Source organism: Streptomyces sp. HUAS 15-9 (genome assembly GCF_025642155.1).
GTDB lineage: Bacteria > Actinomycetota > Actinomycetes > Streptomycetales > Streptomycetaceae > Streptomyces.
In genome coordinates this window covers 8,151,832-8,165,394 of the sequence record NZ_CP106798.1, presented here as the reverse complement: position 1 = coordinate 8,165,394, position 13,563 = coordinate 8,151,832, and the positions used below count along the sequence as shown (strand labels likewise).

Genomic DNA, 13,563 nt, shown 5'->3' with positions numbered 1-13,563 from the left:
CCACTCGCCGCTCACCAGGAGCGGGGCGGCGTGCTGTCCGCTCGCCTCTTGGACATGGGTGGGGTGCTGCTGTTTACCTCTGTGCATGACCACTTCCGCATCCGTGCCGCGGCGCGGCCTGTTCAAGGCGGGCCTCGCCGCCTCGGCCGCCGTACTCACCCCCGCTGTCACGACGTCGTCGGCCTCGGCGCAGACGTCACACCAACTTCGCAGTGTCGAAAGCGAGTTACGTGAGCTCGAACAGCGGTACGTCGCACGCCTCGGCGTGTACGCCCGTAACGTCCGCACCGGGCAGGTGGTGTCCCATCGGGCGCGGGAGCGGTTCGCGATGTGCTCGACGTTCAAGGCGGTCGCCGCCGCCGCGGTCCTGCGCGCTCATGGCCACTGCTCACCGCTGGACAAGGTGATCCACTACCCGCCCGCGGACCTCCTGCCGAACTCCCCGAGGACCGAGGCGCACGTCGACACCGGCATGTCGGTGGCCGACCTGTGCGCGGCCGCGATCCAGTACAGCGACAACACGGCGGGAAACCTGCTGCTGCGCGAGATCGGCGGGCCGGCCGGGCTCACCGGGTTCTTCCGCTCGATCGGCGACCGGGTGAGCCGTCTCGACCGCTGGGAGACCGACCTGAACACGGCCGTGCCCGGTGACCTCCGCGACACCACCACCCCGGCGGCGATCGGCGGATGCGTCGAGCGGTTGGCGCTGGGCCGGGCCCTGGCCGACGCCGATCGCGAGCGACTGGTCACCTGGCTGAAGGGCAACACCACCAGCGGCCAACGGTTCCGCGCGGGCCTGCCCGGCGACTGGGTCGTAGCGGACAAGACAGGCACCGGCGACTATGCGACCGCGAACGACATCGGCGTCGCCTGGACCACACGGCGCACACCGCTCGTACTGGCCGTGCTGTCGTCGAAGACCACCCGGGACGCACCCGTGGACAACGCACTGATCGAGTCCGCGGCGCGGATTCTGGCGCACGCGCTCGCGCCGGGCGAGTGAGGCGGTCACTGCCGGACGCGCTCACGCCGGGGCTCCGCCCGGTCTCCGTACGTAACACCGACGGTTACGCGGCGCCGCCGATCACGGTCGGCGCAGGCCGCTCGTGATGCGCTGCCAGCGGGAGCGGGTCGCGCCGAAGCCGGTCTCGTGCTCCCAGATGTGGCTGCACGACGGGCACTGCAGATGGAGCAGGCTGCCGGTGTTACGGAGCAGATACCGCCAGTGCTCGGAGCAGGTGCGGCGCTGCTCGCAGGTGTCGCACCCCTGGCTGTCGTCGCAGTTCGGGCAGCTCACCCAGGCGCGGCGCCCGATGTCGGCCTGCGGGTCAAGCGGCAGCACTGCCCTCTCCCCTCCTCGGCAGCACACCGGCCGCGACCAGGTCGTCGTAGACCTGTCGCTGCTCCTCGCTGAGGCCGGAGTACAGCAGGTCGTAGGCCGCCTCCTCGCCCTGGAGCACGGCGACGGGATCCCAGTCGGGGCCGAGGGCGTCCAGGACATGGGCCCGTCGCAGCACCTCGTGGGCGCCGAGGTCGACGGAGAAGTCGACCGGCGCGGAGGTGTCCTGCCGTCCGGCGCCGTTCCCGCGCACCGCGTCGGGTTCGTCCGGATCGACAGGATCGGTGGGGCCATGGGAGGACATGTCACCGAACCTAGGTAGGCCCCCTGGCCTGCGGCAAGGGCAGGTGGGGGAAGTCACAGCCCGCCCACGGCGCCGTACCTAGGGAACCCGGGAGGGATCGTCCGGTCCCCTCAGGAATTCGAGGTGGGCGAGGTCGCCGGGCGGAGGGGTGGTGACCGACCACAGCGGGGCGGCTGTCCCGTCGGCCACGGCGGCCGGGGCGTCGGTCAGGTTCATCCGCTCGCGCAGACGGCCGTAGAAGTCCATCGGCCCGAGCCGTACGGCCCGCAGTCGCTGGGGCGCGGCGTACACCCCGATCCAGTCCCCCGGATCGAGCACGCCGCGCACCTGACCGTCCACACTGACCGCCGCCCGGCCGGAGCGTTCGAGCACCCGCAGTCCGATGGGCTCGTCGGGGGCCGTGACGACCGACCGGTTGAACGTCATGTGCGGAGCAACGGGTGTGAAGACCAGCACCTCCGAGCGGGGCGACACGACCGGGCCGCCGGCGGCGAAGCTGTAGGCGGTCGAGCCCGTGGGCGTGGCGACCAGCAGCGCGTCGGCGGAGTAGGACGCCAGGAGTCTGCCGGAGATGTAGACGCCGACCGAGACCTGCCGGTCCCGGGACAGCTTCTCGACGACGACGTCGTTGAGCGCCGTGACGTGCAGGGGGATGCCCCAGTCCCGGTCGGCCTCACACTCGGGGCGCACACTCGGTGGCGGCAGCAGCGGGCCGCGGCCGTACTGCAACAGCCCCTCCACGTCCGAGGGCACTTCCAGGCGGCACGACGCGCGCATCGTGAGCAGCATGCGCTTCTCGACCTCGTGCCGCCCCTCCCGTACGGAGTCCAGAGCCGAACGCACCGCCGCCACGGGGGCCTCCGTGAGGAAGCCCACCCGTCCCAGGTCGAAGCCCAGGACCAGGGAGTCGTTCGCGGCGGCCAGCCGGGCGCCGCGCAGGAACGTGCCGTCGCCCCCGAGTGTGACGATGAGGTCCGGGTCGCCCGCGGAGTCGAGTTCGTCACGCGTACTGTGTCTGCCGCCGTCGCGCCACACATCGATGTCCGTGCACGGCACGTCGTGCTCGGCGCACCACGCGCGTACGGTCCGTGCGGCCTCCACGGCTTCCGGACGCCCGCTGTGGACGACCAGACCGAGCCGATTCACCGTCATATGTGCCTCCAGACAACCCAGCGGAACGGCCAGTAATCCTCACCGGCAACGGGTGTACCGCGGTGGGTGCCACGCCGCTGGGGACGGGAGTCTCACGAGCATGCTGCTCCGGCACCCGCCGAGAAACAGCATGTCGACGGCAACCGACGTCGACCCGAACCGCTTCCCATCCCTACGCTGGTGGCGAATCGTCAGTCTCCCCACCACCCGCCCGCAGAGGACCGGATGCCGACCTTCAGACTTGTCCAGTACCTGACAGGCACTGCCACGGTACTCACCCTCCTCGCCACCACCCCGACGGCAGTCGCCGCCACCCCGGAGCCGGCCACCTCCCGGACCGCCTCCCAAGCCTCGGTCCCGGCGGCCGACACCTGGCAGCCGCCGCTCTCCACCCGAGGCCGCTACATCGTCGACGCCCGGGGCAACCGCTTCCGGCTGCGGTCGGCCAACTGGGACGGCGCCCAGGGCTCCTGGACCGGAAGCGGCAGCGTCACCGATCCGGCCGACCACCACGCAGGCCAGAACTCCTACGGCATACCCCTCGGCCTGGACCGCGCACCCCTGTCCGCGCTCCTGGCCGACTTCCACACGCTCGGCATCAACAGCGTCCGGCTGCCGTTCTCCAACGAGATGATCCACTCGACGACGCCCGTCCCGGACGCCGCCGTCACGGCCAATCCGCAGCTGCGCGGCAAGACACCCCTGCAGGTGTACGACTCCGTCGTGACCGCCCTCACCCAGGACGGGTTCGCGGTCATCCTCAACAACCACACCAACACGTCCCGTTGGTGCTGCGGCATCGACGGCAACGAACGCTGGAACAGCAGTCAGTCCACCCAGCAGTGGGCCGACGACTGGGTCTTCATGGCCCACCGGTATGCCGCCGACTCCCTTGTCGTGGGCGCGGATCTCTACAACGAGGTACGGCGTGACGTCTGGGACGACCCCAACTGGGGCTCGGGCGACGGGCACGACTGGTTCGCCGCGGCCCAACTCGCCGCCGACCGCGTCCTCACCGAGGCGAACCCGCACCTGCTCATCATCGTCGAAGGCATCAACTGGACCGGTGTACCCGTCGACGGACTGCCGCACGACCGCCCGACCCTCACCCCGGTACGCACGCTCTCGCACACCCTCGTGGACGCCCACAAGCTGGTCTACTCGGCCCACTTCTACGGCTACACCGGCCCCCGGCACAGCGGCGCGACCGGACTCGGCGAGACCCATGATCCCCGCTACCAGGACCTGGCCCGCGACCAGCTCTACCAAGTCCTCGCCGATCAGGCCTTCTTCGTCACCACCGAGGGGCAGCACTACACCGCGCCCGTGTGGATCAGCGAGTTCGGGATCGGAGCCGATGAGACAGGTACCGCGGCCCGCACCTGGTTCGGCAACATCACCGACTACTTCGCCGACCACGACACCGACTTCGCCTACTGGCCTCTGGTCGGCTGGGAGGGCCACGACGACTGGGCCCTGCTGCGCTACGACAGCGCGGGGCGACGGTACGGCATTCTCGACCAGGGCGACTGGCGCGGTATCGCCTGGAACCATCTGATGACCTCGGCTTCTCGCACCGGGTACATCGCCCCGACCACCACCTGGCGCATGCTCACCACCGACCACGGCGACCAGGTGCAGTCCCTGCGCGTGCGGGCCGGCGGCGACTGGGACTCCGGGGCCTACAAGGCCGCGTGCCCCGACGGCCTCCGGCTCATCGGCCTCAGCCACACCGCCGGCCGCGGCCTGTGCACCGACGCGACCGCCGGTGACCTGCGTGCCTCGGGCAACGCCCAGACGGTCGTCACCGATGAACGCTACGTTCCCTCGGGCGGAGACTGGGCCGGCGGCTACACCAAACTCCAGTGCCCGGCGGGGCAGTTCGTCATCGGTTACAGCCGCCGCGGTGAGCGTGTGTCGGCGGCCCTGTGCGCACCCGCCGGCACTGCGCTGGGCCGTACGGGTCGTACGGTCTGGTTCGACCGTTCCGACAACCGCCCCTCCGATGCCGCAGGCGGCGACTTCGCCCACGGCAACTACAAGGGCCAGTGCGCCGCCGACGAGTACACCGCGGGTATCGCCTTCACCACCCGCTTCGGCAGCTCCCAGGGCCCGGCCGCGCTGCTGTGCTCGCCACTGCGGTCGTAGTTGTGCGGTAGTCAGCCGTCGTAGGGCATCGTCCTGGTCACTTTGCCCTGCGGCGAGGCTTGCAGATAGCCGCTCTGGTCGTAGTCGTTGCTGATGTAGACCGCCATGCCCGCCGGGCTGTTGAATACCGTGTTCGGCTGATTGAGCACGAGATAGCGGGTCGTGGGCTTGTCGACGTTCAGCTTCTTCTCCGCTTGGGCGAGCAGGGACGGAAGGGCGTCCCAGTTGAAGTTCCTCAGGCTCACCGGCTGGTCGCCGCCCATCAGGGAGCTGCTGATGATGCCCTTCTCCACGCCCCCGTCGGTGCGGTAGGTATAGGTGTCGTACTGGGTCCGGCTGCCCGCGACCATGACCTCCGCCGACACATATTCGGGGTAGACCGTGAGGTCGCCGTAGGAGTGGCGGCCCGTCTCGTCCTCGATGGCCTTCAGCGCGGTGCGGATGCCGTCGGGGGTGAGCAGGTCCTTCGTCTTGCCGGGTGTCCGGTGTTCCGCCGGGCTCGTCGTCGCCGCGGTCGCGTGGGAGGTGGCTCCGGCCGGCGTGCCCGTCACGCGGGGAGAGTCCGAGGCGTCGTCGTGGTTGCCATCGGCCAGCTGCCCCCGTATCAGGCTGCCGGCCACGACCGCGGCGACGACCGAACCGACAATGACGACGCTCCGTATCCGCCACTGCCGCCTGACGGTCTTCTCGGCCGGGGAGAGCGCGACATTCGCCGTGGTCATGCCCGGAGGGGGCCCGAAGGTCGCCGTACCGTACGGCGGAGGGGGCGTCGGGGGTGCGAGCGGGTACGAGGTGGGTGCCTGCTCGGGAGTCGGCTGGGCAGCGGCGGCAAGCATGCGCTCGACGGTCTCGCCGTCCGGCCGCGCCGCCGGGTCGCGCACCAGGAGTGCGTTCAGTACGGCGGTCAGGGGGCCGGCGTGGGTGGGAGGCGGTACCTCGTCGTAGAGCACGGCTGCGAGCGTGGCCAGCGTCGTGGCCTTGCGCAGCGGATGGTGGCCCTCGACCGCCACGTACAGCATCATCGCCAGGGACCACAGGTCCGCCTCGGGGCCGCCCGGCTGACCCGAGATGCGCTCGGGTGCCATGTAGTCGGGCGTGCCGATCAGTGCTCCGGTGACCGTGAGCGTCGTCGACTCGCGCACCGCGGCGATGCCGAAGTCGGTGAGGACCGGGCGGCCGTCGCGGCGCAGCAGAACGTTGGCGGGCTTCACGTCGCGGTGCTGGACGCCGGCGGCATGGGCCGCGCGCAGCGCCGACAGAACACCCTGGCCGATACGGGCCGCCTCCGCGGGGGCCATGGTGCCTCGGTCGAGCCGGTCGGCGAGCGAGCCGCCCTCGACCAGCTCCATGACGATCCAGGGGTACGAGTCCCCGCCTCCGTCGACGATGTGGTGGATGGTCACGACGTTCGGGTGCTCGACCCTGGCGAGCGCGCGGGCCTCGCGCAGGACCCGCTCCCGCAGCATCCTGGCGGCCTTGGGGTCGGACTCGGCGAGACCGGGATCCTGTGGCCGTACTTCCTTGACGGCCACGCTGCGGTGCAGCAGCAGGTCGTGGGCGCGCCACACCGTGCCCATACCGCCGCCACCGAGCCTGACCTGCAGTTCGAAGCGGCCGTCGACGATACGTCTGCCGCTGTCCCCCTCACTCATGCCGAGGAGAATAGCCCGCGTCACGCCACCTTGGCCGTGACACGGAACGTGCGCCGGTACGCGGTGGGCGTGACACCGAGCGCCACCTGCAGATGCTGGCGCATCGACTGGGCGGTGCCGAAGCCCGCGTCCCTGGCCACCTGGTCGACGGAGAGGTCGGTGGACTCCAGCAGATGCCGGGCGCGTTCGACGCGCTGCTGGGTGAGCCACTGGCCGGGGCTGACGCCGACCTCCTCACGGAAGCGGCGGGTGAAGGTGCGTACGGACATGGACTCCTGCTCGGCCATGTCCCGCAGTTGGATCGGCTCGTGGAGCCGGTCGAGCGCCCAGGCGCGGGCGGCGGTCGTGGTGGCCAGTTGCGGGTCCGGCATCGGGCGGTGGATGTACTGCGCCTGACCGCCGTCGCGGTGGGGCGGTACGACGGTGCTGCGGGCGACGCTGTTGGCGACGGCGGTGCCGTGGTCGCGGCGCACGATGTGCAGGCACAGGTCGATGCCGGCGGCGACCCCCGCGGAGGTCAGCACGTCGCCGTCGTCGATGAACAGGACGTCGGCGTCCACCTTCACCCGGGGGAACGTCCGCTGGAAGTGGTCGGCGTGCGCCCAGTGCGTGGTCGCCGGGCGGCCGTCGAGGTGGCCGGCCGCCGCGAGGACGTACCCGCCGGTGCAGATCGCGGCGAGCCGGGTGCCGGGGCGGATGTGTGCGAGCGCGGCGGCCAGCTCGTCGGTCAGTACGCCCTCGTCGAAGACCGGCCCCAGTTCGTACGAGGCCGGGACGACGACCGTGTCGGCCGTGGCCAGGGCCTGAGGGCCGTGCCCGACCTGGATGGCGAAGTCGGCGTCGGTCTGGACCGGGCCGGGCGGCCGGATGGAGCAGGTGATCACCTCGTACAGGTGGCGCCCCCGCGCGTCCTTGGGCCGCTCGAAGATCCGGTGCGGGATGCCCAGCTCGAAGGGGAGCAGGCCGTCGAGGGCGAGGACGACGACGCGATGCGGACGGAAGCCGGAGGCACGGTCGCTGCTGCGCATGGCCCGATCCTAACGGATGGTGCCGATCACGCCAGGTAGACTGGGGTCACCCTGGGGGGCCGGCCGTTCCAGGAGGAAGCGATGTTGCGGCAGACCCGACTGTCCGGCGAGTCCGACGACTATCTCGCCGCCCGCGAGGAACTCCGCCGCGCCGAGATCGACCTCATGCGTCGACGCGAGGAGGTCGCGGCCCGGCGACGGGCACTCCCCCAGGGGCCGGTCGTCGACGACTACGTCTTCCTCGAGGGCCCGGCCGATCTCGACGCGGGCGACACGCCTGTCCGCGAGGTCACGTTGAGCGGGTTGTTCACCTCCCCGGACCGGCCGCTGATCGTCTACCACCTCATGTACGGCAAGCTGCAGACCGAGCCGTGCCCGATGTGCACCCTGTGGATCGACGGCTTCAGCGGCGTCACCCACCACGTGACCCAGAACGCCGACTTCGTCATCGCCGCGGCCGCCGACCTGCCCGCCCTCCGGCAGCACGCCCGCAACCGCGGCTGGTCCCGGCTGCGCCTGCTGAGCTGCGCGGACAGCACCTTCAAGTACGACCTCGGCAGCGAGGACGAGGACGGTGCGCAGGACTCCACGGTCTCCGTCTTCACACGCGACGACGACGGCACGGTCCGGCACCGCTACTCCGCCCATCCGCGCATGGCCGAGGACATCGCCGAGCGCGGCATCGACCTGCTCGCCCCCGTCTGGCACCTCCTCGATCTGACACCGGCCGGACGCGGCGACTGGTACCCGCGACTGTCCTACTGACGCAGGCTCGCAAGCTCGCGGGCCGCACAACGCGCCTGACAGATCGCCATGACGGCGCTATGCTCGCCGCGATGACCACTCACTCTGTTGACAGATCGGGGGTCCCGTCCGCGCAAGGTGAGTGCTGATGCTCACCCAAGCCGCGAACGGGGATTCCCGTACTTCCTTCTGGCTGCGCGTGCGCGAGTTCGCCGTGCCGCCCTCCATGATCGAGACCGCGACCGCCCGCCGCCAGGCCGGGGACTGGGCCGGGGCCTGTGCCGCCGCGGGCATCGACGTCGATCTCAACCTACGTTCCGTGGCACGCTCGCACGGCCGGGAGCTGATGGCCCGACTCCGGGCCGATCTACGGCATGTGGCGCCGGACCTGTTGCGCTGGCACATGCCGCGGATCGCTCCCGACGGGCTGCTGCGCCCCGGTCTCACCGTCGCTCTGGCCCGCTACGAGGCACCGGGGCGCGACGGCCCGTACCCGGTGCACCTCGTGGCCCGTACTCCCCCGGCCTGGGCGGATGCCGGGCAGCGGATCAGCCTCGCGCTGTGGGACGGGTCCCACAGTGAACCGAGCGCCCGCCGCCATCCGCACCCCCATCCCAGCGCACGGTTCCGCCTCGACCTGCACCGCCATCTGTGGGACGCGCGCAGAACCGATGAGTTGGGAGTCCGGTCGGGGTTCGACGGGCCGCCCGCGGGCGGTTCTCCCGGCGTGGACCCCGATCTGCTGGGGATGCTGCCGCAGGACCGCAGTTGTGCCGTCCACCGGTGGGCGGCCGAGGCGGGAATCCTGCTGCGCGACGAGGGGCATCCGGCCGGCTGCGGCGTGACCGTGCGACTGGGCGGCCGGCGTCGGCTGACCCTGGACCTGGTCGCGGACGGGTGCGGCGTCGGGCCGCCCGGCCCGCGGATCGTGGGGGTGTCCGCGTGTGGCGGTGACCCCGGGCTGCCGGTGCTGCCCGACGCGGCGACCTGGGTGCCGCCCGACCTCGAGCTGCTCCGCGCGGGTCTGATCGAGGTCGATCAGCTGCACCCGCTGGTCGCCTCGGCACTGGTACCGGGCCGTTCACCGGTCCGTCCGGTCCGTGACGCGGACCCGGCGGGACAGCCGCGCATCGTGGAGTGCCGGGGAGCTCGGCACCGGATCGGTCTCGTCGACGGGGTCCTGGCCCCGTTGGACCACGACCCCGCCGAGGTCCGGCGGGAGGAGCTGCTGGCCGCGCTGACCGGTACTCCGCTCCCCTGTCTGCGGGCCATCGACGAGGCGCACCGTCATCCGGACTGTCTCACGGGCGTACGGGAACGCCTTGACCACGGCGACACCGCCGGCGCGCTCGCCGTCGTCGAGGGGCTGCTGGGCCCCGCCGCGGTGCTGCGCAGCGGCGCGCTGCGTGACGAACTGGAGGTGGCCGCTCAACGGCGGATCACCTACGGGCTGTTCAGGGCCGGCCTGATCGGACCGGGGCCCGACCGTCTCCGCCCGCAAGGGCGCCGTCCCGGTGGCCGCCGCACGCGCCCGCGCCACGCGGTCGCTCGCTGACCCGGGGACTTCGGTCTCCCCCTCACCCACACGTCTCACCGCACACCCAAAGGTGATCAAACATGTCTGCATGCAGCCCGTTCGCCATGACCGACTCCCACTCCGGCTCCCTCTCCGACCCCGTCCGCACCACCCAACTCGACATCGCCGGCGACCTGTTGGCGCTGCTGCGGGACACCACGACCGAACCGCGCCCCGACACCCAGCTGGAGGCCCTGACGCTGGCCGTGGCCGCCGACCTGCCCGTACTGCTGTGGGGTGAGCCGGGCATCGGCAAGACCGCCGCCCTGACCCAGCTCGCCGAGGCGCTGGACCTGCCGCTGACCACGGTGATCGCCAGCGTGCACGAGCCGTCGGACTTCTCGGGGCTGCCCATCGTCGGGGACGACCCCGCGGAACAGGGTGTCCCGATGGCCCCGCCGGACTGGGCGGTACGACTGGTCCGGGCCGGCCGGGGGCTGCTGTTCCTGGACGAGCTGTCCACCGCACCGCCGGCCGTGCAGGCCGCTCTGCTGCGTCTTGTGCTCGAGCGCCGGATCGGCACCCTGCGACTGCCGCCCGGGGTCCGGATCGTGGCCGCCGCCAATCCGCGGTCCTCGGCGGCCGACGGCTGGGAGCTGAGCCCGCCGCTGGCCAACCGGTTCGTGCATCTGCAGTGGACCCACGACCACGAGGTCGTGGTGCGCGGCCTCGGCGGGACCTGGCCCCGGGCGACCCTGCCCCGGCTCGATCCGCTCAGGCTGCCCGAGGCGGTCGACCTGGCCCGCCGTGCGGTGTGCGGGCTGCTGTCCGCCCGTCCCGCTCTTGTGCACCGGCTGCCAAGCAGTGAGACGCGCCGGGGCGGCGCATGGCCGTCGCCCCGCAGCTGGGACATGACGGTGTGCCTGATCGCCTTCGCGACGGCGGCAGGCTCCTCGAGGGAGGTGCTTTCGCTGCTGGTCAGGGGCACGGTGGGGGACGGTCCGGGGCTGGAGCTGCTGGCCTGTCTGGACCGGATGGACCTTCCGGACCCCGAACTCCTGCTCGCCGATCCGGTGGGTGCCGAGCTGCCCGAGCGCGGGGACCGGCGCCAGGCCACGCTCGAAGGTGTGGTGGAGGCGGTCCGCAACCGCCCGGAGAAGTCCCGCTGGGACGCGGCCTGGGCCCTGCTGGTCCATGCGCTGGAGACCGGAGCCCCGGACCTGGTGGTCGTTCCCGCGACCACCCTCGCCTCGCTGCGGCAGGAGGACTGGGACGTACCGGAATCGATCGAGCGGCTCGCCGGAGTGGTGTCGCTGTCGCGGCGTGCGGACCAGGCCACGGCTCGGGCCGCCGCGCTCACCTCGCAGGCGGGCCGATGACGACGGACGCGCCCGGGACGCTGGACTTCGACAAGCTCTTTGCCGCCCGGCTGCACGCCGCCCGCGTCCGGCCGTACTTGGCGACGGCGCTGTTCGCCCTGCACCCCGTCGAGTCGCGGCGGGTACCGACGATGGCCGTCGACCGGTACTGGCGGTGCTATGTCTCGCCGGTGTTCGTGGACCGGATGCCGGTGGAGGAACTGGCCGGGGTCTGGGTGCACGAGGTGTCGCATCTGTTGCGCGACCACCACGGGCGCAGTGACAGGGTCGCCCGGGAGCGTGGGCTGACCGGTCCTGGGGAACGGCTGCGGATGAACATCGCCGCGGATCTGGAGATCAACGACGATGTGTTCGGTCATGGGCTGGTCCAGCCCGAAGACGCTGTCCGGCCGGAGTCGATGGGGCTGCCCGAAGGGGAGCTCATGGAGGACTATCTGCGCCTGTTCCGGCTCGGACCGTGGCTGGACAACCTCTCCTGGCTGGACTGCGGCAGCGGTGCCGATGGGCTGGACCGGGAGTGGGACCTGGGTCCGGACGGCGCGCACGGGCTGAGTGAGCAGGAGCGGGACGGCGTCCGGTTCCGGGTGGCGCAGGGCATCAACGGCCGTCCCGGCAACGCCCCGAAGGGGTGGCGGCGCTGGGCGGAGGAGGCGTTCCATCCGCCGCAGCCGTGGCGGGAGTTGCTGGGGGCCGCGGTCCGCTCGGCGGCGTCCGGCTCCGGCGCGGGCGAGGACTACTCGTACGGCCGGCTGTCGCGGCGCTCGGCCTCGGTGCCCGGCACGGTGCTCCCGAGCCTGAGGCGGATGCCGCCCCGGGTCGCCGTGGTCATCGACACGTCCGGGTCGGTCAGCGACGCCGAACTGGGCAGCGCGCTCCTGGAGGTCACCGCGATCTCCCGGGCCGTGGGCGGCCGCCGTGACCTGGTCACCGTGTTGCCGTGCGACGCGTCGGCCCGGATCGTGCACCCGCTGTGCCGTGGTGAGGGCATTCCGCTGATGGGCGGTGGCGGCACAGATCTGCGCACGGGCTTCGCCAGGGCCCTGCGCGCCCGGCCGCGGCCGGATGTCATCGTGGCCCTCACCGACGGACAGACCCCGTGGCCGACCACGCGTCCGCCGTGCCGGACCGTGGTGGGTCTGTTTCCTCGCTCACGGCCGTCGTGGGACGAGGGCGATCCCGACCATGTGCCGGATTCACCACCCGCGTGGGCGCGGGTGGTCGACATCGGGTGAGTTCACCACGGATCAGGATCTGCGTCGGCGTGCCGACTCCTGTGAGACCGTCTTGGCCTTGCGGGAGGCGGTCAGGGCCTCGGAGTCGAGGATGTCGTCCCCGTACAGGTCCTGGAGCCAGTTGATCTGGTAGATGGTGTCGAGATAGCGCTCGCCGAGGTCCGGCGCGACGGCCACCGCGGTGATGTCCCGGGTGTCGTGCCGGGTCAGCCAGTCCAGCGCGCCGCTCACCACCGTTCCCGTGGAGCCGCCGAACAGGAACCCGCGCCGGGCCAGCCGGTGGCACATACGGATGGTGTCGGCCTCCTCGACCCGGATCACCTCGTCCACGTACGCCTCGTTCAGCAGCGGTGGGCGCATGCTCATGCCCAGGCCCGGAATCATCCGGCGGCCCGGCTCCCCGCCGAAGGCCACGGAGCCTACGCTGTCGACGGCGACGATCCGCACGGGGCGGTGCCACCGCCGGAAGTAGCGGGCGCAGCCCATCAGGGTTCCGGTGGTGCCCGCCCCGATGAACAGCACATCGAGCTGCGGGAACTGAGTGGCGATCTCCGGGGCGGTGGTGAGGAAGTGCGCCCGCCAGTTGCCGGGGTTGGTGTACTGACTGAGCCACACGTACCGGTCGTCGGACGCGCACAGCGAACGGACGTAGTCGATCCGTTTGCCGAGGAAGCCGCCGTTGGAGTCGAGGTCGGCCACGATGTGCACCTCGCTGCCCAGCGCCTCCATCAGCAGACGGGTGGACAGGTTGCAGCGGGAGTCCGTCACACACAGGAACCGGTATCCCTTGCTCGCGGCGATCATGCTGAGCGCCACTCCCAGGTTTCCCGACGAGGACTCGACGAGGATCGAGTCGGGCGTCAGGATTCCCTCACGCTCGGCGCTCTCCACCATCTCGTTCGCCGCCTTCAGCTTGATGGAGCCGGCGAAGTTGAAGCCCTCGCACTTCAGGTAGAAACGCACCCCGAGGATCGACTCGAGGTCGACGTAGAGCGCGCCTTCGTTGAAGGCTTGCGGCGCGGATATGACGGGCACTTGGGCCTCCTGGTGCCAGGGCCGACGAAGTGGG

Annotated in this window: 12 protein-coding genes; 6 read left to right on the top strand and 6 right to left on the bottom strand. The window is 71.4% G+C overall.

Going from position 1 to position 13,563, the window contains the following annotated elements; all coding sequences use genetic code 11:
• Positions 1 to 85 precede the first annotated feature (85 nt).
• On the top strand, positions 86 to 1,003 hold the full coding sequence (bla, locus tag N8I87_RS37170) for a class A beta-lactamase (RefSeq protein WP_263215247.1): 918 nt from the start codon (positions 86 to 88) through the stop codon (positions 1,001 to 1,003).
• Positions 1,004 to 1,084: 81 nt separating this feature from the next.
• On the opposite strand, the gene N8I87_RS37165 is transcribed toward bla, so the two are convergent.
• The 3 genes from N8I87_RS37165 to N8I87_RS37155 all read right to left on the bottom strand — a co-directional run bounded on the left by N8I87_RS37165 (position 1,085) and on the right by N8I87_RS37155 (position 2,795).
• Positions 1,085 to 1,342: a hypothetical protein gene (locus N8I87_RS37165; protein ID WP_263215246.1), complete on the bottom strand. Its 258-nt coding sequence runs from the start codon at positions 1,340 to 1,342 to the stop codon at positions 1,085 to 1,087.
• Positions 1,329 to 1,643, bottom strand: coding sequence for a DUF6400 family protein (locus N8I87_RS37160; protein WP_263215245.1), 315 nt, complete (start codon positions 1,641 to 1,643; stop codon positions 1,329 to 1,331). The genes N8I87_RS37165 and N8I87_RS37160 overlap by 14 nt, the downstream gene beginning before the upstream one ends.
• A 78-nt stretch (positions 1,644 to 1,721) precedes the next feature.
• The gene (locus N8I87_RS37155) at positions 1,722 to 2,795 is read right to left on the bottom strand and encodes an NAD(+)/NADH kinase (protein ID WP_263215244.1); all 1,074 of its coding nucleotides are present in this window, start codon (positions 2,793 to 2,795) and stop codon (positions 1,722 to 1,724) included.
• A gap of 225 nt (positions 2,796 to 3,020) precedes the next feature.
• Between N8I87_RS37155 and N8I87_RS37150 the strand changes: the two genes are divergently transcribed.
• Complete coding sequence (locus tag N8I87_RS37150) at positions 3,021 to 4,943, top strand: cellulase family glycosylhydrolase (RefSeq protein WP_263215243.1); 1,923 nt, start codon at positions 3,021 to 3,023, stop codon at positions 4,941 to 4,943.
• Positions 4,944 to 4,954: 11 nt separating this feature from the next.
• Here the strand turns inward: N8I87_RS37150 and N8I87_RS37145 are convergent, their stop codons facing one another.
• Together N8I87_RS37145 and N8I87_RS37140 are read right to left on the bottom strand one after the other, a co-directional pair.
• On the bottom strand, positions 4,955 to 6,595 hold the full coding sequence (locus N8I87_RS37145) for a serine/threonine-protein kinase (protein WP_263215242.1): 1,641 nt from the start codon (positions 6,593 to 6,595) through the stop codon (positions 4,955 to 4,957).
• A 20-nt stretch (positions 6,596 to 6,615) separates the two neighbouring features.
• Positions 6,616 to 7,623 carry a GlxA family transcriptional regulator gene (locus tag N8I87_RS37140; protein WP_263215241.1) on the bottom strand — a complete coding sequence of 336 codons (1,008 nt, stop codon included), beginning with the start codon at positions 7,621 to 7,623 and terminating at the stop codon, positions 6,616 to 6,618.
• An 81-nt stretch (positions 7,624 to 7,704) separates the two neighbouring features.
• Between N8I87_RS37140 and N8I87_RS37135 the strand changes: the two genes are divergently transcribed.
• From N8I87_RS37135 to N8I87_RS37120, 4 genes are all read left to right on the top strand, one after another.
• Positions 7,705 to 8,388 carry a DUF899 family protein gene (locus tag N8I87_RS37135; protein ID WP_263215240.1) on the top strand — a complete coding sequence of 228 codons (684 nt, stop codon included), beginning with the start codon at positions 7,705 to 7,707 and terminating at the stop codon, positions 8,386 to 8,388.
• A 127-nt stretch (positions 8,389 to 8,515) separates the two neighbouring features.
• Positions 8,516 to 9,922, top strand: a complete 1,407-nt coding sequence (locus N8I87_RS37130; protein ID WP_263215239.1) for a hypothetical protein — start codon at positions 8,516 to 8,518, stop codon at positions 9,920 to 9,922.
• Between the two features lie 62 nt (positions 9,923 to 9,984).
• Positions 9,985 to 11,262 (top strand): AAA family ATPase, encoded by a 1,278-nt coding sequence (locus tag N8I87_RS37125; protein WP_411577330.1) that lies wholly within the window; start codon positions 9,985 to 9,987, stop codon positions 11,260 to 11,262.
• Positions 11,259 to 12,494, top strand: a complete 1,236-nt coding sequence (locus tag N8I87_RS37120) for a vWA domain-containing protein (protein ID WP_263215238.1) — start codon at positions 11,259 to 11,261, stop codon at positions 12,492 to 12,494. The genes N8I87_RS37125 and N8I87_RS37120 overlap by 4 nt, the downstream gene beginning before the upstream one ends.
• Positions 12,495 to 12,506: 12 nt before the next feature.
• Here N8I87_RS37120 and sbnA read toward each other — a convergent pair whose 3' ends face one another.
• Positions 12,507 to 13,529 carry a 2,3-diaminopropionate biosynthesis protein SbnA gene (gene sbnA / locus N8I87_RS37115; protein ID WP_263215237.1) on the bottom strand — a complete coding sequence of 341 codons (1,023 nt, stop codon included), beginning with the start codon at positions 13,527 to 13,529 and terminating at the stop codon, positions 12,507 to 12,509.
• Positions 13,530 to 13,563 lie beyond the last annotated feature (34 nt).

What these genes read in the sequence shown, in the direction of transcription:
- N8I87_RS37150 (WP_263215243.1), top strand. Translation starts at nt 3,021, where the DNA reads ATGCCGACCTTCAGACTTGTCCAGTACCTGACAGGCACTGCCACGGTA.
- N8I87_RS37155 (WP_263215244.1), bottom strand. Translation starts at nt 2,795, where the DNA reads ATGACGGTGAATCGGCTCGGTCTGGTCGTCCACAGCGGGCGTCCGGAA.
- N8I87_RS37160 (WP_263215245.1), bottom strand. Translation starts at nt 1,643, where the DNA reads ATGTCCTCCCATGGCCCCACCGATCCTGTCGATCCGGACGAACCCGAC.
- N8I87_RS37135 (WP_263215240.1), top strand. Translation starts at nt 7,705, where the DNA reads ATGTTGCGGCAGACCCGACTGTCCGGCGAGTCCGACGACTATCTCGCC.
- N8I87_RS37145 (WP_263215242.1), bottom strand. Translation starts at nt 6,595, where the DNA reads ATGAGTGAGGGGGACAGCGGCAGACGTATCGTCGACGGCCGCTTCGAA.
- N8I87_RS37140 (WP_263215241.1), bottom strand. Translation starts at nt 7,623, where the DNA reads ATGCGCAGCAGCGACCGTGCCTCCGGCTTCCGTCCGCATCGCGTCGTC.
- bla (WP_263215247.1), top strand. Translation starts at nt 86, where the DNA reads ATGACCACTTCCGCATCCGTGCCGCGGCGCGGCCTGTTCAAGGCGGGC.
- N8I87_RS37120 (WP_263215238.1), top strand. Translation starts at nt 11,259, where the DNA reads ATGACGACGGACGCGCCCGGGACGCTGGACTTCGACAAGCTCTTTGCC.
- N8I87_RS37130 (WP_263215239.1), top strand. Translation starts at nt 8,516, where the DNA reads ATGCTCACCCAAGCCGCGAACGGGGATTCCCGTACTTCCTTCTGGCTG.
- N8I87_RS37125 (WP_411577330.1), top strand. Translation starts at nt 9,985, where the DNA reads ATGTCTGCATGCAGCCCGTTCGCCATGACCGACTCCCACTCCGGCTCC.